This is a genomic window from Micromonospora sp. WMMD1120 (genome assembly GCF_029626235.1).
In the GTDB taxonomy this organism is placed as follows: domain Bacteria; phylum Actinomycetota; class Actinomycetes; order Mycobacteriales; family Micromonosporaceae; genus Micromonospora.
Genome location: NZ_JARUBO010000005.1, coordinates 5,736,370 through 5,755,454, shown reverse-complemented (window position 1 = coordinate 5,755,454; position 19,085 = coordinate 5,736,370). Strand labels below are relative to the sequence as shown.

General features: G+C 73.6%; 19 protein-coding genes. 7 read left to right on the top strand and 12 right to left on the bottom strand.

The features are described from left to right. Window positions 1-8: 8 nt before the first annotated feature. On the bottom strand, window positions 9-1,340 hold the full coding sequence (locus tag O7634_RS26645; RefSeq protein WP_278152866.1) for a Gfo/Idh/MocA family oxidoreductase: 1,332 nt from the start codon (window positions 1,338-1,340) through the stop codon (window positions 9-11). A 236-nt stretch (window positions 1,341-1,576) separates the two neighbouring features. Between O7634_RS26645 and O7634_RS26640 the strand changes: the two genes are divergently transcribed. Genes O7634_RS26640 through O7634_RS26610 form a run of 7 tightly spaced genes read left to right on the top strand, consistent with a single transcriptional unit; the run spans window position 1,577 to window position 8,639 of the window. Next, the gene (locus O7634_RS26640; protein WP_278152865.1) at window positions 1,577-2,707 is read left to right on the top strand and encodes a LacI family DNA-binding transcriptional regulator; all 1,131 of its coding nucleotides are present in this window, start codon (window positions 1,577-1,579) and stop codon (window positions 2,705-2,707) included. Window positions 2,708-2,726: 19 nt separating this feature from the next. After that, window positions 2,727-4,079, top strand: a complete 1,353-nt coding sequence (locus tag O7634_RS26635; RefSeq protein ID WP_278152864.1) for an extracellular solute-binding protein — start codon at window positions 2,727-2,729, stop codon at window positions 4,077-4,079. A gap of 31 nt (window positions 4,080-4,110) precedes the next feature. After that, on the top strand, window positions 4,111-5,088 hold the full coding sequence (locus O7634_RS26630) for a sugar ABC transporter permease (RefSeq protein WP_278152863.1): 978 nt from the start codon (window positions 4,111-4,113) through the stop codon (window positions 5,086-5,088). Window positions 5,089-5,102: 14 nt separating this feature from the next. Continuing rightward, entirely contained in the window at window positions 5,103-5,960 is an 858-nt protein-coding gene (locus O7634_RS26625) for a carbohydrate ABC transporter permease (protein WP_278154087.1), read from the top strand. Further along, window positions 5,944-6,648 carry a hypothetical protein gene (locus O7634_RS26620; RefSeq protein WP_278152862.1) on the top strand — a complete coding sequence of 235 codons (705 nt, stop codon included), beginning with the start codon at window positions 5,944-5,946 and terminating at the stop codon, window positions 6,646-6,648. Before O7634_RS26625 ends, O7634_RS26620 begins: the two co-directional genes overlap by 17 nt. Next, entirely contained in the window at window positions 6,645-7,490 is an 846-nt protein-coding gene (locus O7634_RS26615) for a PmoA family protein (RefSeq protein ID WP_278152861.1), read from the top strand. Before O7634_RS26620 ends, O7634_RS26615 begins: the two co-directional genes overlap by 4 nt. Window positions 7,491-7,535: 45 nt before the next feature. Beyond that, window positions 7,536-8,639 carry an IS30 family transposase gene (locus O7634_RS26610; RefSeq protein WP_347404239.1) on the top strand — a complete coding sequence of 368 codons (1,104 nt, stop codon included), beginning with the start codon at window positions 7,536-7,538 and terminating at the stop codon, window positions 8,637-8,639. Window positions 8,640-8,704: 65 nt separating this feature from the next. On the opposite strand, the gene O7634_RS26605 is transcribed toward O7634_RS26610, so the two are convergent. From O7634_RS26605 to O7634_RS26555, 11 genes are read right to left on the bottom strand one after another with little or no spacing between them, the layout of a single operon-like run. Next, on the bottom strand, window positions 8,705-9,475 hold the full coding sequence (locus O7634_RS26605; RefSeq protein WP_278152860.1) for a hypothetical protein: 771 nt from the start codon (window positions 9,473-9,475) through the stop codon (window positions 8,705-8,707). 30 nt (window positions 9,476-9,505) lie between these two features. Beyond that, complete coding sequence (locus O7634_RS26600; protein ID WP_278152859.1) at window positions 9,506-9,967, bottom strand: hypothetical protein; 462 nt, start codon at window positions 9,965-9,967, stop codon at window positions 9,506-9,508. Continuing rightward, window positions 9,964-10,893 (bottom strand): hypothetical protein, encoded by a 930-nt coding sequence (locus O7634_RS26595; protein WP_278152858.1) that lies wholly within the window; start codon window positions 10,891-10,893, stop codon window positions 9,964-9,966. The genes O7634_RS26600 and O7634_RS26595 overlap by 4 nt, the downstream gene beginning before the upstream one ends. Further along, on the bottom strand, window positions 10,890-11,405 hold the full coding sequence (locus O7634_RS26590) for a phage tail protein (protein ID WP_278152857.1): 516 nt from the start codon (window positions 11,403-11,405) through the stop codon (window positions 10,890-10,892). The genes O7634_RS26595 and O7634_RS26590 overlap by 4 nt, the downstream gene beginning before the upstream one ends. Continuing rightward, window positions 11,386-14,064 (bottom strand): putative baseplate assembly protein, encoded by a 2,679-nt coding sequence (locus O7634_RS26585; protein WP_278152856.1) that lies wholly within the window; start codon window positions 14,062-14,064, stop codon window positions 11,386-11,388. The genes O7634_RS26590 and O7634_RS26585 overlap by 20 nt, the downstream gene beginning before the upstream one ends. Continuing rightward, window positions 14,061-14,495: a GPW/gp25 family protein gene (locus O7634_RS26580; RefSeq protein ID WP_278152855.1), complete on the bottom strand. Its 435-nt coding sequence runs from the start codon at window positions 14,493-14,495 to the stop codon at window positions 14,061-14,063. The genes O7634_RS26585 and O7634_RS26580 overlap by 4 nt, the downstream gene beginning before the upstream one ends. Then, window positions 14,492-14,830, bottom strand: coding sequence for a hypothetical protein (locus O7634_RS26575; RefSeq protein ID WP_278152854.1), 339 nt, complete (start codon window positions 14,828-14,830; stop codon window positions 14,492-14,494). The genes O7634_RS26580 and O7634_RS26575 overlap by 4 nt, the downstream gene beginning before the upstream one ends. Further along, entirely contained in the window at window positions 14,830-16,422 is a 1,593-nt protein-coding gene (locus tag O7634_RS26570; protein WP_278152853.1) for a phage baseplate assembly protein V, read from the bottom strand. Before O7634_RS26570 ends, O7634_RS26575 begins: the two co-directional genes overlap by 1 nt. After that, window positions 16,419-17,261: a hypothetical protein gene (locus tag O7634_RS26565; RefSeq protein WP_278152852.1), complete on the bottom strand. Its 843-nt coding sequence runs from the start codon at window positions 17,259-17,261 to the stop codon at window positions 16,419-16,421. Before O7634_RS26565 ends, O7634_RS26570 begins: the two co-directional genes overlap by 4 nt. Continuing rightward, the gene (locus tag O7634_RS26560; RefSeq protein WP_278152851.1) at window positions 17,261-18,625 is read right to left on the bottom strand and encodes a hypothetical protein; all 1,365 of its coding nucleotides are present in this window, start codon (window positions 18,623-18,625) and stop codon (window positions 17,261-17,263) included. The genes O7634_RS26565 and O7634_RS26560 overlap by 1 nt, the downstream gene beginning before the upstream one ends. Beyond that, entirely contained in the window at window positions 18,600-19,085 is a 486-nt protein-coding gene (locus O7634_RS26555; RefSeq protein ID WP_278152850.1) for a phage tail protein, read from the bottom strand. The genes O7634_RS26560 and O7634_RS26555 overlap by 26 nt, the downstream gene beginning before the upstream one ends.

The window sequence follows — 19,085 nt, the reverse complement described above, 5'->3', positions numbered from 1 at the left end:
CTGCGGTGTCAGCGGGGGGTGAGCAGGTCGGCGACGCGGACGGGCTGACCGGTCGCGAAGGACCGGTTCGCGGCCAGGCCGGTGAGCAGGGCCGACGCGCCGTCGTCGGCGGTCGCGGCGCGGCCCAACGGGTCCGGTTGCCCGCCGAGGAGCACGGCTGTCATCCGGGCGTCCGCGCCGCCGTGCCCGTGCCGGCTGCGACCCTCGACGGGGATCTGCCGGGGTGGGGCCCAGAACGGGCGCACGGTGAGCGTCGCGCCGCCACCCTCGTCCGGGGCCTCGGCGCCGTGCAGGGCGGCGCCCTTGACCGCGCCGGCGGCGCCCCGGTCGACGAAGTCGTTCTCGGTGACCTCCAACTCCAGCCGGCCCCGGCTGCCGTTGACCATCACCCGGTAACCCTCCCAGGGGGCGTACGCGGTGAGGTGGTAGGTCATCGTCGCGCCGGTGGAGTAGCGGGCGAGCACCGCCATGTCGTCCTCGATGCTCACGCCGGGCGCGAAGACGTTGCGGTCGCGCTGGTAGCCGTCCTCGGCCTCGGCGTCGAGATACAGCTCCCGCAGCCGGGGGTGCGCGTCGAGCCGCAGGGCGAACGGGTCGTCGGCGGCGGCGGGGGCGCCGTGTGCCCGGTCGTAGTCGCGGGCGTACCCGTGCCGGCGGCCGTTCTCCGCGCCGTAGAAGAAGAGCCGCCCGGCCGCGTACACCTCGATCGGGGTGGCGTCCAGCCACCAGTTGACCAGGTCGAAGTGGTGGCTGGCCTTGTGCACCATGAGCCCGCCGGAGGTGGCCTTGTCGCGGTGCCAGCGGCGGAAGTAGTCGGCGCCGTGCCGGACGTCGAGCAGCCACTCGAAGTGCACCGAGCCGATCTCGCCGACCGCGCCCTCGGCGAGCAGCCGGCGGACCTGTTCGTGCAGCGGGTTGTAGCGGTAGTTGAAGGCCACCGTCACCCGGCCGCCGGTCTCCGCCACCGCGTCCAGGATCCGCCGGCAGCGGGGCGCGTCGACCGTCATCGGCTTCTCGGTGACCACCTCCCGGCCGGCGCGCAGCGCGGCCACCACGTACTCGTCGTGGGTGACGTCCACGCTGGTGACCAGGACGACGTCGACGTGTTCCTTGTCGAGCATCGCGGTGAAGTCGCCGGCCGGGTAGGTGGGCACCGGGCGGTGACCCAACTCGACCAGCCAGCGGTTGTGCGCGTCCATCCGAGCCTGGTTGACGTCGGCGAAGGCGACCAGCTCGGCGGTGTCGGGGTGGTCGCGCACCAGCGCCCGGACGAACATCTCCGCCCGCGCGCCGGTGCCCACGACGGCGTAGCGGGCCCGGCCGGTGGCTCTCGGTGCCATGCGGTCGCCTCCCGTGCTCCTGCAAAGGTTTGCAATGAAGTAATCACGATCGATGTGTTTACGTCAACGACGACGACACAAGCGGCGGTGAATGTCCGTCTTTGTCGGGCCTCCGATCACCAGGGGAAGTCTGTCGGACACAAGGCTGTAGCCATTGACCGTTGACACTGGCGCAACCGTTTGCATTAATGGGCCACACCCGCGTGACCGCCGCCACATCGGACGAAGGGGCCGCCGTGCCAGTCACCATCCGGGACGTCGCCCGGGCGTCCGGTGTGCACATCTCGACCGTGTCCCGCACCTTCTCCGCCCCGCACCTGGTCAACCCGGAGACCCGGGTACGGGTGCTGGCCTGCGCGGAGGACCTGGGCTACCGCCCGAACCGCGCCGCGCGGGCTCTGATCACCGGGCGGACGCACAACATCGGGCTGATCATCGCGGACATCGCGAACCCGTTCTTCCCGCCCCTGATCAAGGCGGCGGAGAGCCAGGCGCGGCACCGCGACTACCACGTCTTCGTGGCCGACACCAACGAGGACCCGACCGCCGAGGAAGAACTGGTCCACGCGCTGGCCAAGCAGGTCGACGGGGTGCTGCTGTGCAGCCCCCGGATGAGCAACAGCCTGATCGAGCAGCTCAGCCGCGAGGTGCCGCTGGTGGTGGTGAACCGCCAGGTGACCGGGCTGCCCTGCGTGCTGATGGACGTCGGGCAGGGCGCCCGGTCGGCCGTCGAGCACCTGGTCGGCCTGGGTCACCGCCGCATCGCGTTGCTCGGTGGCCCGCGCGCCTCGTGGACCAACCGGGAGATGCGCCGGGCCGCCGGCGCCGCCGCCCGTGCCGCGGCGGCGGAGTTGACGGTGCTCGGGCCGAACGCGCCCACCGAGATCGGCGGCTCCGCCGTCGCCGAGCAGGTGCGGCGCAGCGGGGTGTCGGCGGTGCTCGCCTACAACGACCTGATGGCGATCGGCCTCATCGAGGGGCTGGACGCGCTCGGGGTCCGGGTGCCGGGGGAGGTGAGCGTCGTCGGGGTCGACGACATCACCCTGAGCCGGCTCACCCGCCCCAAACTGACGACGGTGGCCACGCCCACCGGGGCCGCCGGCCGGACGGCCGTCGACATGCTGCTGCAACAGGACATCGAGTCACCGCGCGGCGCGCGGGGGCCCGGTGCCGGCACGGCGCTCGGCATCCGTCGTACCACAGCACAGGTAATGCTCCAGACCGACCTGGTCATCCGCGACTCGACCGGCCCGGGCCCGTACGCCCGTCCGGCACGTCCCCCGGCCGCACCGCCTGGCCCGGACCCGCACTGCCCTGCGGGCCCGGGCGACCCGACCACGGCCACCGGTGACGCCGTCGCCTCCTAATGCCGAGGAGTGAGCGCACATGCACCCCGCAACGCCCCCCACCGCCGCCGCGCCCGTCGGGCGCGCCCACCGTACCCCGCTGCCCCGGCGACGCCTGCTGCGCGGCCTGCTCGCCGTGACGGTCGCCGCGCCGCTGCTGTTCGGCGCCGCCGCCTGCGGCGACGACGAGGGCAGCGGCTCCGCCGACCCGAACGCCCCGGTCAAGCTCTCCGTCTTCTGGTGGGGCGGCGACGCCCGGGCCAAGCTGACCGAGGACGCGCTGGCCCTCTACACGAAGAAACACCCGAACGTGACCTTCGAGAAGACCTGGCAGGCCAACCAGGGCTACTTCGACAAGCTGGCCACCCTCACCGCCGGCGGCAACCCGCCGGACCTGTTCCAGATCGACGACAACTACCTGGCCGAGTACGCGGCCCGCAACACCACACTGGACCTGGGCTCCTACCAGAAGTCCGGCGACCTGGACACCTCCAAGTTCCCGGAGAGCCTGTGGCAGTACGGCGTGGTCGACGGCAAGCTCGCCGGCATCGCCGCCGGGGAGAACACCCAGGGCCTGGTCTACAACAAGACGCTGCTGACCAAGCACAACCTGCCCGAGCCGACCACCGGGATGAGCTGGGAGCAGCACATCGCCTGGGCCGAGGAGGTGTCGAAGAAGACCGGCGTGCCCGGCACCCAGGACCCGAGCGCCGACTACAAGGCGTTCTGGGTCTGGTTGCGCCAGCAGGGCAAGGACCTCTACAAGGGTACGGAGCTGGGCTTCGCCGCCGAGGACGTGACAGCGTGGTTCGAGCTGTGGAAGGGCGCCCGGGACCGCAAGGCCACGCCGACCGCCGACGTCATCCACGAGGGCAACTCCAGCGACGTCACCAAGCAGTTGGTGGTCACCGGCAAGTCGGCGACCTCCTGGGTCTGGGCCAACCAGATGCCCGACCTGAAGAAGAACACCAAGGACGAGCTGGGTGTGGTCGCCTACCCCGGTGACCCCAGCGCCCAGTGGGCCCGCGCGTCGATGTACTGGTCGGTCTTCCGGGGCAGCAAGAACCGGGACGTCGCGGTCGACGTGATCAACTTCCTGACCAACGACCGGGAGGCGGTCACGCTGCTCGGCACCGACCGGGGGCTGCCGTCCAACCTGGACCTGCGCCGGGTGGTCAGCGACGACACCACCGACCCGGCGATGAAGCAGTCCATCGCCGTGGAGGCGGAGCTGACCCAGAGGTTCGGCCCGTCGCCGCAGGTGCCGATCAAGGGGCACAGCAAGGTCAAGTCCGAGCTGATCAAGGCCGCCGAGAACGCGCAGTACGGCCGCGCCACCCCCGCCGAGGCCGCCGCCCAGTTCGTCGAGGCGTGCCGGTCGGCCATCGCCTGACCTGTCCGACCGGCGAGGAGAGGAGCCGCTCGTGGCACTGACCACGGCGCCCGACCCGACCCGACGCGGCCCCGTCCGGGCCCGTGCCGAGCGGCGCGGTCCCGGACGGATCCGGCACCGCGAGGGTCTGGCGGGGTACGTCTTCCTGTCGCCGTGGCTCATCGGCCTGATGGGCGTCACGGCGGTCCCGATGCTGCTGTCGCTCTACCTGAGCTTCACCAACTACGACGTCCTCACCCCCTTCTCCGAGGTGGAGTGGGTGGGGCTGGCCAACTACGAGCGGATGCTCACCGCCGACCCGTCGTACTGGCACGCGGTGCGGGTGACGCTGACCTTCGCGCTCGTCGCCGTACCGTTGAAGCTGGCCGCCGCCCTCGGGGTGGCGATGCTGCTCAACCGCGCGTGGCGCGGCGTCGGGCTGTTCCGTGGGCTGTTCTATCTGCCGTCGCTGCTCGGCGGCAGCGTCGCGCTGGCCATCGTCTGGGTCAACATGTTCAACCGCGACGGCGCGTTCAACTCGCTGCTGAGCCTCTTCGGCATCGAGGGCAGGCCGTGGGTCAACGACCCGGACTGGGCCCTGCAGACGCTCATGGTGCTGGCGATCTGGCAGTTCGGCGCGCCCATGGTGATCTTCCTGGCCGGGCTCAAGCAGGTGCCCACCGAGCTGTACGAGGCCGCCTCGGTGGACGGGGCCGGCCGGTTCCGGCAGTTCCGCGACGTCACCCTGCCGATGCTCTCCCCGGTCATCTTCTTCAACCTGGTGCTGGAGACGATCAACGGGTTCCAGGGCTTCACCGCCGCGTTCGTGCTCAGCAACGGCACCGGCGGCCCGGTCGACTCCACCCTGATGTACACGCTCAACCTCTACATCACCGGCTTCACCGACCTGGAGATGGGCTACGCGTCGGCGATGGCCTGGGTGTTCCTGCTCGCCATCGCGGTCATCACCGCGATTCTCTTCAGCACCGGGCGGTTCTGGGTGCACTATTCCGACGGGGAGGACCGGTGACCTCGACGGCCGCCATGCCGACCGCACGCCGACGCCCCGGTGGCCGGTCCGTGCTGCGGCTGCTGATCCTGCTGGTCATCGTGGCCGTGGTGCTCTATCCGCTGGTCTGGATGGTCGGGACGTCGGTGAAGTCCCCGGAGGAGATCGTCAACAACGTCGGGCTGCTGCCCGAGCGGTTCACCCCGGGCAACTACACCGCCGGATGGTCCAACTTCGACGTCGGCTTCGGCCGGTTCTTCCTGAACAGCGCCCTGGTCAGCCTGCTCACCGTCGTCGGCAACGCGCTGTCCTGCCTGCTGGCCGCGTACGCCTTCGCCCGGCTGCGGTTCCGGCTGCGCGGGATGTGGTTCGCCGTCATGATCGGCACGCTGCTGCTGCCGTCGCACGTGCTGATCGTGCCGCAGTACATCCTGTTCCGGACGCTGGGCCTGGTCGGTGGGGACTGGCCCTACCTGCCGCTGCTCATCCCGCAGTTCCTCGCCACCGAGGCGTTCTTCGTCTTCCTGATGGTGCAGTTCATGCGGGGCGTCCCACGCGAGCTGGACGAGGCGGCGCGGATCGACGGGGCGGGCCCGTACGGCATCTTCCGGCACATCATCCTGCCGCTGAGCCGTCCCGCGCTGGTCACCACCGCCATCTTCTCGTTCATCTGGACCTGGAACGACTTCTTCCGGCAGTTGGTCTTCCTGTCCCAACTGGAGGACTACACGGTGCCGGTGGCGCTGACCCTGTTCATCGACTCGACCGGCCAGAGCGCCGTCGGGCCGATGTTCGCCATGTCGGTGCTGTCGCTGCTGCCGGTCTTCCTGTTCTTCGTCGCGTTCCAGCGCATGCTCGTCGAGGGGATCAACACCAGTGGCATCAAGGGCTGACCCGATCGACGTCGGCGGGCGACGGGACTGGCGCGACGTCGCCCGCGACGCCGCCGACCTGGCGCTGCTCGGCATCCTGCTGACCCTCGCGGCGGCGCCGCTGCTCACCGCCGCCGCCGCGCTCGGCACGGCCAGCGCGGCGGTGCACGACCGGACGCGGACCGGCAGTTGGCCGTCGGCGCGGACGACGGCGCGCCGGTTCGGTCGTGGGGCGCTGCCCGGCGTACCGGTCAGCCTGCTCGCGTTCACCGTGGCCGGGCTGCTCGCCGCCGACCTGGCGGCGCTGGCCACCGGCCGGGTGCCGGGTGGCCCGGTGGGGCTGCTGGTGACCGGCCTGGTCGCCGCCGGCCTGGCCGGGTACGCCGGGCTGGTCGTCGTCGAGGTGGGCGGCACCGGGGGAGCGCGCTGGCGGGCGGCGGCCCGTCGCGCCGCCCGTGGCGGCCTGGACACGCCCGCCCGCTGGGCCGCGCCCACCGGCGTCGTCGCGCTGGCCGGCGTGCTCGCCGTGCTGGTCACCCCGGTCGCGGTGCCGATCCTCGCCGGCTACACGGTGGCCGCCCTGCACGCCGTCACCCACCGCCGCCCGGCCGGTGCTGCCGGGCCGGGGCCGGTGTCGGCCGGTGCTGCCGGCTCGCTGTCGCTCTCGGCCGGTGCCCGGTCGACCGCTGTCCGTCCGGAGGTGTCGTGAGCAGCGGGGAGCACGCTGCGCTGCTGGTCGGCGCGACCGAGGTGGCCCGGTACGAGGTGGACCCGGCGGTGGACGCGCGGCACGGGCCCCGGCCGTACCTGCACCCGGTGCGCACCCTCGGCGGCACCGTGGTCACCGACGCGTTCCCCGCCGACCACGTGTGGCACCTCGGCGTCTCGCTCGCCGTGCAGGACGTCAACGGCGTCAACCTCTGGGGCGGGCGCACCTACGTACGCGACGTCGGCTACACCTGGCGCGACGACCACGGCGTCATCGCGCACACCGGCGCGGTCGAACGGTCCCCGGGCCGGTACGTCCACGACCTCCAGTGGCGTTCTCCGGCCGGCGAGGTGCTGCTGGGCGAACGGCGCTGGCTCGCCGCGGCGATGCTCGCGCCGGACGCCTGGCGGCTCGACCTGGAATCCGTCCTCGTGGCCCCGAACGACCGGGAGGTGCGCCTGGGCAGCCCGGCCACCAACGGCCGTCCCGGGGGCGCCGGCTACGGCGGGTTCTTCTGGCGGGCCGTCGCCGACGGTGAGCCGGTGGTGTTCACCGCCGACGCCGACGGGGAGGAGACGGTCAACGGCAGCGCCGCGCCGTGGCTCGCGCTGAGCGGCGTCGGGTCGGGCGGTGGGGCGTACACCCTGGTCTTCACGGGCCTCGGCCGGGACGACAGGTGGTTCGTGCGGACCGGGATGTATCCGGGGGTCGGTGTCGCGTTCGCGTTCGAACGCCCGGCGGTGGTGCCGGCCGGCGGGAGCCGGCACGGCCGCTACCGGGTGGTGGTGGCCGACGGGGCCCTCGACAGGTCCCAGGCGGCCACCCTCGCCGCCACCGGTTGATCATGAGGTTGTGGTCACGACACGCCGGGTGGTTTCTAGGCTTCAGTGCAACTGATCTTGGTTGGGCTGGGGGTGCTGGTGGCGAGGCCGGGTGTGGTGACGTTTGGGCATCGGCAGGTGTTGGAGCATCTGTGGGGGGCAGGGCGGACGATTTCGCAGATCGCGGGTGTGCTCGGGGTGTCGGTGAGCACGGTCTCGCGGGAGGTGGGCCGGTATCACAGTGCCCGGCATGGGACGAAGAACCCGTTGGGGCGGTCGTTGCCGTCGGGGCGGGCTCGGGCGCCGTATCGGTGGGGGTATCAGGCGCAGTGGGCGCAGCGGCGTGCTGACGCGGCGCGGCGTCGGCCGAAGGCGACGAAGTTGGGGGCCGGGACGCGGCTGCGGCAGGTGGTGCGGGGCAGACTGGCGCGTAGGTGGTCTCCGACGCAGATCGCCGCGTGGCTGCGGGCCATGTTCGCTGACCGGCCGGAGTTGCAGGTGTCTCACGAGACGATCTACCAGGCGATCTACGTTCAGTCGCGGGGCAGCCTGCGGGAGGAGTTGACTCGGCAGGTCGCTCTGCGCTCGGGACGCGCCGACCGGCGTGCCCAGTCGCGGCTGGCGGCAGCGGATCGGGGCCGCCGCCCCTGGATCGGGGACCTGCACATCAGTAACCGGCCCGCCGAGGCCACCGACCGGGCCGTGCCGGGTCACTGGGAAGGTGATCTGGTCATCGGCAAGGGCGGCCGCTCGGCGATCGTGACACTGGTCGAACGCGCCACCCGCTACGTGATGCTCGGCGCGCTGCCGCACGGGCGTGACACCGAAGCCGTCATCGGCGTGCTCACCGACCTCACCGCCCGACTACCGACGCACCTACGCCGCTCACTGACCTGGGACCAAGGCAGCGAGATGGCCGCCCACGCGGTCTTCACCGTCGCCACCGGCTGCCCGGTCTACTTCTGCGACCCCCACAGCCCCTGGCAACGCGGCAGCAACGAGAACACCAACGGCCTGCTACGCCAGTACTTCCCCAAAGGCAGCTACGACTTCCGCAGCATCAACCAGAGCGGCCTCGACGAGATCGCCCACGAACTGAACACCCGCCCCCGCCAAACACTCGACTGGGCAACCCCAGCCGAACGCCTAGACCACCTCATCGCCGCCTAACGATTGCACTCACCCCTTGACCCCAAGCCGGGCGCCACGGCAACAACTTCATGATCAACAAGGCGTCAGCGGGGGCTGCGGCGGGTGGTGGGGAGGGTGGCGGTTACGCGGACGGCCTTGACTATCGCGGGGATCGAGCCGACCAGCAGGACCAGCCCCCAGATGATCGCGATCACCGCGAAGAGCAGCGCCGCGATCTCGTCGACGATGCTGACCAGGATCACCGGCACCAGGTTGTGCAGGAACTCCAGCACGACGGTGCACAGCAGCGTGGTGAGGATCAGCAGGACCAGGCCCTTGTTCTGCAGGAAGCGGGGCTGGGCCAGCACCAGCAGCCCCGCCCACACGAGCTTGAGCAGCAGCACCAGCCCGAGCAGCACGGCTGCCTCGCCGACCGGGAAGAAACCCCACAGGGCCAGGTACGCCAGCGTGCCGAACGGGACGGCCAGGAACAGCGACACCATGATCATCAGCTCCACGAACGCCACGACGAGCGCCACCAGCCCGACGATGAGCAGGATGATCGAGAAGATCAGGCTGGCGACGCCCTGGACCCGGCCCTGCACGCGTTCGGGCAGCAGCAGCCCCAGGCAGAACAGCCCTGTGCTCCAGACCGCCACCGCGTCGATCAACGCCAGGTAGCCGGTGCCCCGTCCGGACGGCTCGCTGACCCCGGACACGTCGTCGATCTCCACGTCGAGCGCCCCGGCGCTGTCCGCGAGGGCCGCGCCGGCGTCGGCGCCGCCCAGCAGCAGCCCGGCGCCCAGCTCCACACCGATCGCCAGGACGATCGCCAGCATGGCCAGCAGCAGGAACGGCTTGCGCAGATCCCCCACGGCGGCACCTTCCTCTCGGTCCCCGTCGATTCAGGAGGTGGCCACGACGACCGTGCAGCCGCCCAGGCCGGGGCAGGTGAGGCCGACTTCGGTGGCCTGGTCCACGGCGACCTTCGCCACCGCGCCGGTGCCGTCCTCGGCCGGCTCGACCTCGTCGCGGATGGTGAGGTCGGCGTCGCCGGGCGCCGGGGCGACGACGGTGAACCGGGCCGCGCTGCGCAGCACCAGGGTGCGCAACCCGCCGGGGTCCGCGACCCGCAGCACGCAGGTGCCGCTGAACTCCAGCCGGCCCGTCTCGTCGGCGCAGTCGGCGCTGACCGTCGCCGGGTCCACCGCCGAGCGTTCCCCGCCGAGCGCGCCCAACCTGTCGACGAACCCGTGCCGGGCACCCGGGTCGCCCCGGTCGTCGCGGCCCGCGCCGACCGCGACCACGAAGAGCCCCACCAGCAGGACGGCGAGGAGCCCCAGCAGCGCCTTCTGCCGACCACTCATCGCGCCACGGCCTGCGCCACGAGCTCGGTGAACCGGATCTCGTCGACACCGGCGAAGTAGCGGTTCGTGCCCTGCGTCTTGCCGACCACCAGCAACGCCACCTGGTGTGGGCCCTTGGTCAGCTGAACCGTGCCGACATCCAGGAACTCCGTCTTGCGCACCGTCGGCGTGAAGCCGAGGAACGTGCCGCCGACCTGGACGCCGTCGATGGTGAAGACGGTGTTGGCGTAGTCGAGGGAGGTGGTGCGTACCGCCGCGAAACGCCAGGTGCCGTCGGCCGGGATCTGCACCGTCACGGTGACCCTGTCGCCGATGGCCAACCCCTGGAAGAACAGCTGCTTCCCCCCGGACCAGGTCACCCCGCAGCAGTCGGGTTGCTCCTCCACCTTCGCCGCGCTCTTGCGCGGAGACTCCACCACCGCGCCCGGCACCAGACTCTCCGCCTCGACGGTGACCACCCGCGGCTCGCCGGGGCCCGGGTCGCCGTCGCGGGTCAGCAACACCACCCCCACGGCGACCACCACGAGCACCAGCGCCGCCGCGGCGGCGATCCACAACCATGGGGTACGCCGTGGCGGCGCCACCGCCCGCACCTCGTAGGTGACCCGGCCGCTGGAGCGGGAACTCTCCTCCGGCGCGGTGTTCGCCGAGTACGCGAACCCCGTCATGTCGTACCGGCGGGGCGCGGTGCCCGCCGGCACGGCGAGCTTGACCAGGAACGACACCGAGCCCTGGCCGGGGACCACCCGCTGCGGCTCGGCGACGCTGAACCAGGCCCGCTGGGAGCCGTCGCCGGGGGCGACGTCGAACACCACGGTGTCCGGCGCGTTGCCCGGGTTGGAGACGGTGAAGGTCAACTCGCCGCTGTTGCGCGGATCGAGGGTGAACTGCTCGGCGGCGGCGACGACCGCCCACTCGGTGGTCATGACGACTCCTCCTGAAGGACGATCTCGGCGGTGGTCGAGGCCGGTTTCTCCGCCTCGACGATGCGGGTGATCACGGCGAGCTGGTCGGCGACGGCGACCGGCACCCGCACCACGACGTGAAAGGGCTGCTCGGCGGGTTCGTCGATGGTGAAGCCCGGCGTCCCGGTGGCCAGTTCCAGCGCGGTGCGCAGGCCGTACGGGGTGCCGCGCCAGCGGGCCAGCAGCGCGGCGTTGGCGACCAGGTCCCGCAACCGCCCGACCGGCAGGGGCAGCGGGGCGTCCGGTCGGGGCGAGGCCACCACGTGGTCCATCGCCACCCAGCGGGTCAGCCGCACCACCAGCCCGTCCGGCGCGCGGTACGGGTCGAACAGGGCGTCCACCTCGGCCAGCACCGCCTCGTCGGGGGCGTGCAGCCCCTCCATGACGTCCAGCAGCGCCCAGAGCACGCTGCCCGGGACGCAGGCCCGCTGGTACGCGGCGGGCAACAGCCGTTCAATCGCCGAGCGCCGCATCCTGGCGCACCACCTCGATGTCGTGCTCGCCGGAGCAGAGCAGCCAGGTGTCCGGGACTGTCACGACGTCGGCGGTGGCCTGATTCGCGCTCGGCGTCCAGTCGACGGCGTCGACGCTGCGGTGCACGCCGCGTTCGCCGCCGGCCAGGACCAGCCGCTCCGCCGCGCCGGAACCCGCCGCGCCCGCGCCGGCCGCCGGAGCGCTGACCGCTATCGCGTCGACGGGCACGAACCGGGTCCGGTCCCGCAGCGGCAACCCGCAGTTGACCGACACCGGCTGCCACTGCGGTTGGGTGGCCAGGGTGTCCAGCCGCAGCACCCCGCCGCTCTGCGTGGCCGCCAGCGCCTGCTGGCCGGAGAACGCCAGCCCTCGGCAGGTGCCGCCGATCCACCCGGCCTGCACCGACTGCCACTTCACGTCGGACTCGAACAGCCGGGTGCGGTGGCAGCCCTGGCCGGGCTTCTTCGGGTCGGGCTCGCCGGCGCCGCTCCACAGCAGGGTGGCCGGGCCGTCGTACTGCACGGCGAGCACCCGGTTGTCCACGTTGGCCAGCCCGACGTGGGTGAACGTGCCGGGCCGGCCACCGGCCGTCGACAGGTACACCCCGAACCCGGCCTGCGCGGCCACCGCCACCCCCGGCGCGCCCCGCTCGTTGACGAAGGCGCGCACCGCGTAGAAGCCCCGGTCGGCGTCGGACGGGTCCACCAGGATCGGCAGCGGCACCGCCCCGGCCAGCAGCGACACCTCGTACAGGCCGGTGTCGGTGGCGACCAGCAGCGCGCCCGCGCCGTCGCGGTCCAGCCACGCCACGTCGGAGATCCGAGAGTCCAGGTCGGTGAGCAGCGACCACGTCTCGCCCAGGTCGGTGCTGAGGTGCACCCGTGAGCCGCCGGAGGCGCGCAGGGTGACCACCGCCACCGAGCCGGGACGTGCCACGATGCCGGGTCGTGCCGGCGCGGGCGCGGGCGCCACCCGCAGCACCGTCTCGTCGTCGAAACGTCCGGCCGGCTCCCAGCCCGCGCCGCCGTTGCTGGACCGGAACACCACCGGCCCGCGTCCGGCGTACCAGGTGCGCGGCTGGTACTGGTCGACGGCGAGCGCGCGGACGTCGGCGTCGGGCGCCTCGTCGACGACGAACCGCACCGACTCGACGTAGCGCACCCCCGGTTCGGCGTGTTCCAGCAGCCGGTACACGTTCGACGCCCGCAGCGGCTCGCCGAACGGCCAGCCGGTCGGGTTGAGCGCGGTGGGCAGCGGGCTCAACGTCTGGTGCAGCCGGTCGTGGATCCGGCGGCGGACCGCGTCCACGTCCTCCTCGCGCCGTACCACCACCCGGGCGCGTACCGACACCGCCTTGAACCGGGCCCAGGTGGCCCGCGACCGGGTGCCGACCATCCGACGTTCCGCCAGGTCCGCCTCGACCCGTCGGCGCGCCTCGGGCACCTCGTGTTCACGGAGCACCGCCACCGGCAGCCGGCCGCCCGGTCGGGCCGACTCTGGCACGTACGGCACCAGCACCACCTCGACCTCGCCCGGACGGGCGAAGCTGTACACCGCGGCGCGGGTGAACGCGCGGGCTCTCGCCACCGCGCCGGAGCTGGTCGCGAGGACCTCGAAGTCGCGGGCGGTGACCGCCCGCTGCTGGGCGAAGAACTCGTACGGGCCGCGCAGCAGCACCGACTCCAGCGCCTCCATGTCCCGGCCCCCGGCCGCCGGGGCGGGGTTGTCGACGCGGACCCCGGGCAGCGGGTCGCGCAGGCTGGTCAGGGTGCCCGCCGCCACGTTGCCGGCCGGCCCGCCACCGGTGCGGTACCAGAGCCGGATCTGCCGCCCGGCCGGAGGCACTGCCGCCACGGTCACCGGCCCCGGCCCGCTCGCCGGGGCTCCGTCCAGTGCGCCTGCTCCGTCCAGTGCGCCCGCTCCGTCCGGCGCGGTGGGGGAGCGCAGGTCCAGGGCCGGGGCGAACGTGACGGTGCCCGAGCAGCGGTCGACGAGGTACGCCTTGGCCTGCGGGCCGAGCCTGGCGAAGCTGCGCACCGGCTGCCAGATCTCGAACGTGCGGCCGTCGTGCTCCCGGGCCGCCGCTCCCAACTCGACGGTGCCGGCCGGCACCTCCACCCCGAGCATCAGGTCCAGCGCCTCGGCGGTGTGCGTCAGCGGCGCGTGGGCGGCCCGCAGCACCTGCCCCGGTTGGCCGGTGCCGACACCGAGCAGCTCCGCCTCGACCGGTTCGCAGTGGTGCAGGCGTACCGTCACCGACGTCTCGTCGGCGGGCAGCGACGCCGGCTCGGTGGTGACGAAGACGACCGGCCGGGGATCCGCGCCCCGGGCCGCCGCGACCCGCAGCCCGGCCGGGATCCGGATCGCCGCCCGGTCGGCGCCGGTGCGGGTGAACCGGACGTCCGCCCAGGCCGCGGTGGGGGCGTGCCGGGTCGCGCCGAGCAGGTTCAGGAACGAGACGTACGCCTTGTCCGGCAACTGGTTCAACCGGTAGATCATCACCTCGGTCAGGTGCGCGAACGTCTCCACCAACGCCATCCCGGGGTCGTGCGCCGACAGGTCGGTCCACGCCGGGCAGGACAGCCTGATCCGCTCCCGGGCCTCGGTGACCAGGTCGAGAAAGCCGCGGTCGTCCAGATGCGGCACGGGCAGGGTCATGACTGTCCCTCCTCGGCGGGCTCGTCGGCGGGGAGCAGGTCCACGGAGAAGACCAACTGCCCGGGGGTCAGGCTGGCCCGGACCCGGTAGTCCAGGCGGATCACCAACCGCCACGCGTCGTCCGGGTCCGGCCCGGCGTCCACGTCGATCACCTCGACCCGGGGCTCCCACCGGGCGATGGCCTGCCGGACGTAGTGGATGGCCAGGCCGGCGGTGGTGTCGTCGTTGGGCGCGAAGACCAGCCGGTGCAGCCGGGAGCCGTAGCCGGGTCGCATCAGCCGCTCGCCCGGGGTGGTGGACAACAGCAGAAACAGCGCCTGCCGTACGCTCTCGTCGCCCTCGGTCATCGCCAGGCCGCCGGCCGCTGTCAACGCCAACCCGCCGGTACGCCCGGCGTCGAAACCGGCCCCGACGAAGCGGAACGCCCTCACCGGTCCGCCCCCAGGAACTCCTGCCCCGGGTCGCGCACGAGGTGCTTCACCAGGCCCGGTGGGGTGCCGTTGGTGAACCCCTCCAGGTGCGACAGCACCACCCGGCGCCCGTCGACGCGGACCCAGTCGCTGTAGCCCACCCGCACGGTCAGCGTCTTCGTGCACGGCTTGATGGTCGGGCCGTAGTTCGGGCAGGCCACGATGGAGCGGCCCTGCGGGTCGTCGTCGACGAGCACCGGCACCCCGGTGACTGTCACCCACCGCTGCCCGGGTCGGTTCTCCACCCGGCCGTCGTGGTCGCAGGTGATCACGGAGTCACGATGGATCCAGCGCATCAGCCGCCTCCCTGGTGCGCGGCGCGGGCGAGCGAACCCGCCTGCCGCGCCGCTGTCGTCGGATCTTCGGTCGCCTCGGCGTGCAGGAAGTCCACGCTGCGGGCGCGGACCACGAGGGCCCGGCCGGGCGCGGAGAGCACCAGGTCGGACGCCGCGTGCAGGGTGGCCAGGTCGGGGGTCAACTCCAGGAAGCTGCCACCCTCGGTGGCCAACCGCAGGCTGCGCCGCGCGTCGTCGACGACTATCGACTGCCCGCCGGAGGTGCGCATGGTCCAGCGGCGCGCCCGGCCGTCGTCGATGCCCGCGTCGTACGGCTCGACAGCGCCGAACAGCGAGCCGAGCACGACGCCCGCCGCCGGTTCGCCGCCGGGCAGCGCCACCAGCACGGTGTCGTCCGGGTCGGGCAGCGCCACCAGGCCCTTGCCCCGCCCCGCGCCGGGGCAGAGCACGGCGAGCCAACCGGCGTCCAGGTCCCCGTACGCGGGCAGGGTCAGCCGGACCCGGCCCAGCCCGTCCGGGTCGGCGACGTCGGTGACGGTGCCCAGGGTGACCACCGCGCCGGCGGTCGCCGGGGGCGGGGTGGGCGGCGGCACCGTGGAGAAGCGGGTCAGGTGCCCGTCACCGTCCACTGTGTGCACGACCTCGGTCAACACGTACGCCCCGGAGACCGGGTCGGGCACGCCGCCCAGGTCGATCCGCCGGCCCGGCCGCAGCGCCGGGTCGCCCTCGGCCACCCCCTCGGCGGTGACCAGCGCCGCCGCCCGGGTGTCCAGCCGCGCCTGGGCCAACGCCGCCAACTCGTCGTCGCTGCGGCCGGGCTGGTCCACCGCGGTGCGCACCCCGTCGGCGCCCACGTCGGCCGGGTCCGGGCGGTCACCGGCCGGCCGGCCGCAACGCGCCTCGTCAGCCCGCTGACTGATCACCTCGGCCCGCTGCGGGTGCCAGCCCAACGCCGCGCTCGCCCCGCTGGCCCGGTCGGTGTTCGTGGACAGCCGCAGGCTGTGCACATCCGCGCCGAGGGTCAGCCCGACCGGCTCCCCGTACCCGGCGAGGGTGACCAGCCGCACCCCGGCGCCGTCGGCGGCCATGTGCAGCCCGGCCCGGCCGGCCACCTCGCGCAGCAGCTCCAGGTCGCTGTGCCGGTGCTGCGACAGCCGCTCGATCCGGGGACCGTCCACCTCCGCCGTCACCGCCAGCCCCACCGCGTCGCACAGCTCCCGGGCCAGCTCGGCGGTCGTCACCGACGTGAAGACCCGGAGCCCCTGCCGCTTGCGCAACCGGTGCAGCAGGTCGTACGCCCGCAGCCGCAGGACCGCCGCGCCGTCGGCGGCGTACTCCACCTCCACGCAGGTGACCTCACCGGTGAACAGGGCCTCCGCGTGATCGGTGAGCGCGATGTCGAGCGTGGCGCCGGGGCGTACCGCCGGGTCCAGCGCGCCGGGACCGGCGGCGGTGGCGAGCACCAGCTCGGCCTGGGTGGGCTGGTCGAGGCGCGCCGCCACCCGCAGCGACCTGATCCGTGCCCGTGCCGCGCCGTCCAGCTCGACGCCGTCGAGCTGGACCAGCAGCGCCCGGGGCGCGACGCCGGTCACGGCGTACCGGCCGGGTCGCCGGCTCCGGTCGGGTTCGCGGCGACGGCGCTCCACACCCCGCCGACGGCCGATGTCGACGCGCTCACCGCGCCGGCCACCGCCCGCGCCGCTCCGGCGACCGTCGGACCGGCGGCGGGTGGGACCGCGAGGGTGGTGCCCGCCGGCACCGCCAGGGGATCGGTGATCCGGTTGTGTTCGGCCAGCAGCCGCCAGCGCAGCGGCGAACCGAGCGCGTCGTTGGCCAGCAGGTCGAAGCGCACACCGGACCGGCCCGGCTCGGCCGCGCCGTCCCCGGCGGCGACCACCGCGCTGCCCGGCGCGGCGGTCGGGGTGTTCGCCGCCGCCAGCTCCTCGGCGAAGCCGGCCTCCGCCTGGTCGGCCGTCTCGGCGACGCGGACCAGTTTGAGCCGCAGCCAGGACCGCCGGGGTGACCCGGTGCCGGTGAACGCGTCGAACCGTTCCGCCACCGCGACGATCACGCCGGGCACGTTCCAGGTCTTGCCCCAGACCAGCCGGACCAGTGGCGGGCGCAGCCAACCGTGTTCGGCCGTCGAGTTCTCCGCCAGCATCCACAGCGGACGGGTCAGCACCCGGACGTCGGCCGGTCGGATCTGCGCCTCCACGAAGTCGACGTCGAAGAGCAGGTCGAGGACCAGTTCGGTGCGGCCGCCGCCGGTGAAGACCAGCGGGTCGTCGGCCAGCCCGGCCCCGGTGAGCTGACCGCCGGCGGCACCCCGCTGGCGTACGCCGGCCAGCCGGGTCACCTGCACCGTCTCCGGGTTGAGCAGGCAGTCCACCCGCACGCCGGAAGTGTCGATGAGGAAGGCGACGCGTTCCATCAGCCGGCCGCCTGTTCCTCGTCCAGCCGGCTCGACCGGGCGGCGTCCGGGACGCTGCCCGGCGTCGTCCAGAGGATGGCGTCGTCGGGCAGCGCCGGCCACCTGTCCACGGCCCGTGCCTCGGCCGCCGGTGGCGTGTCGCCGTGCCACCACCCGTGCTCGGCCGCGCCGGCCGCGCCGGCCCGCCGCCCGGTCGCCGCCGGTTCGTCGGCCAGGGCCGGCCAGGGTCCGGCCGGGTGGCGTGTCAGCTCACCCCGGCCGGTGGTCGGTCCGGCCCGCAGAGCCGCCAGCGGGTCGGCCCCGTCCGGGTACGGAGCGCCGCGCCGGTCGGGCGGCCGTTTGCGCTGCCGACCGGCGGTGTCGCCGGGATCGTGCGGACGGGCCGCTGCCCGCTCCGGGCCGTCGCGGAACCCGTGCCGCCCGCCGGGAACCGGGTCGACGGTGGGCCCGGAGCGGGCCGGACCGCCGTCGACCACCAGCTCACCGGAGTACGACGTCCGGGACCGGGACTGGTCGGCCCGGACGGCGTACGGCGCGAAGACCATCGCGCGGACCACGGGCCGGTCCGGCGCGCCCTCGACGGCGGCGTCACCGGTATCCGGTCGCGACGTCGCCGAGCCGCTCGGGCGCGGGGGCTCGTGCGGCGCGCTGAAAGGGCCCGGCCGGCGTGTGGCATCCGTACCGGAGGACGGGTTCGGATGGTGTGATCCGTCCGGATCGGACGGCGGCCGTGGCCGGGGCGAGCCGGCCGAACCGGAAGGGGCGGGCCGCCTCGGGTCGTCCGGGCCGGTGGGCGTGGCTCTCGCGCCGGTGCTGTCGAACCGGCGGCCCCGCGGTCGCGTGGGCCGAGCGACCGGCGGCCGGCTCACCCCGGGGGAGCGGCCCGGCCCGGCCGCCCCCTCGGGCGCGCCGACGTGCCGGCCGGCGTCGGCGGCGTGCGATCCGCTGGCGGTGGGCGCGCCGACCTGGTCGCGGGCGTCGACCGGGTGCCGCGGTGTGCGGCCCGCACCCGCCGACCCGTCCCCAGCCGGGTCTGTCGGCCCGACTGCGTCACCGGGCGCCGGCCGGTGACCGCCCGGGTCCGCCGGCCCGCCCGGGTCCGGCCAGCCGTGCGGGTCCGCCGCGTCGGCCGCCGCCTGGTCGAGGCGCAGGTCGCGGAGCAGACCGGGCGCGTGGGCGGCGACCAGGTCCAGCCAGTGCTGTGGCGGCTCCCCGAAGCGCCGTGGTCTGCCGGGGGGCGGGTCGGTCGGCGCTGGCAGGGGGTGGTCGGCGGGTTCGACCCGCCCGGCGAGGCGCTGCACCGCCGCGGCCGCCGAGCGTAGCCGGCCGGCCAGCCAGCTACGCGGGTGCCGGCGCGGCGGCACCGCCGGTCTCCAGCTCCAGGCCCTCGTAGCGCAGGGTCAACGACGCGATGGCGATCTCGTGGCTGAGGGTGTTGAGGTGCGCGCCGCGCCACCGGGTCGGCCACGCGTCGATCAGGTTCCAGCGCAGCACCTCGGCGGTTCCCACCGAGTCGAGCAGCACCACCGAGACGTTGCGCCGGTTGAGGGTGCCGCGGGCGGTGGCGTTCACCCAGTCCCACACCTCGCGGGACGCGGTGAGGCCGAAGTGCAGGGTCACCGGCTCGTACTCGGCCTGGCCGGGGACGATCCGCGTCGGTCCGGGGCCGTGCTCCCGGTACAGCTGCCCGGGGATGTTCACCTCCAACCCGGTCATCTCGGTGAAGTGGCCGTTGGTGACGCCGTTGATCAGCAGCCGGAAGTTGTACGCCCGGTACGGGTCGACCGGTGCGCCGGGCTGCTGCGGGGTGGCTGGGGATGTCAT

Coding starts and splice junctions, on each gene's coding strand:
- O7634_RS26645 (WP_278152866.1), bottom strand. CDS start 1,340: ATGGCACCGAGAGCCACCGGCCGGGCCCGCTACGCCGTCGTGGGCACC.
- O7634_RS26635 (WP_278152864.1), top strand. CDS start 2,727: ATGCACCCCGCAACGCCCCCCACCGCCGCCGCGCCCGTCGGGCGCGCC.
- O7634_RS26625 (WP_278154087.1), top strand. CDS start 5,103: ATGCCGACCGCACGCCGACGCCCCGGTGGCCGGTCCGTGCTGCGGCTG.
- O7634_RS26600 (WP_278152859.1), bottom strand. CDS start 9,967: ATGAGTGGTCGGCAGAAGGCGCTGCTGGGGCTCCTCGCCGTCCTGCTG.
- O7634_RS26595 (WP_278152858.1), bottom strand. CDS start 10,893: ATGACCACCGAGTGGGCGGTCGTCGCCGCCGCCGAGCAGTTCACCCTC.
- O7634_RS26590 (WP_278152857.1), bottom strand. CDS start 11,405: ATGCGGCGCTCGGCGATTGAACGGCTGTTGCCCGCCGCGTACCAGCGG.
- O7634_RS26585 (WP_278152856.1), bottom strand. CDS start 14,064: ATGACCCTGCCCGTGCCGCATCTGGACGACCGCGGCTTTCTCGACCTG.
- O7634_RS26575 (WP_278152854.1), bottom strand. CDS start 14,830: ATGCGCTGGATCCATCGTGACTCCGTGATCACCTGCGACCACGACGGC.
- O7634_RS26565 (WP_278152852.1), bottom strand. CDS start 17,261: ATGGAACGCGTCGCCTTCCTCATCGACACTTCCGGCGTGCGGGTGGAC.
- O7634_RS26555 (WP_278152850.1), bottom strand. CDS start 19,085: ATGACATCCCCAGCCACCCCGCAGCAGCCCGGCGCACCGGTCGACCCG.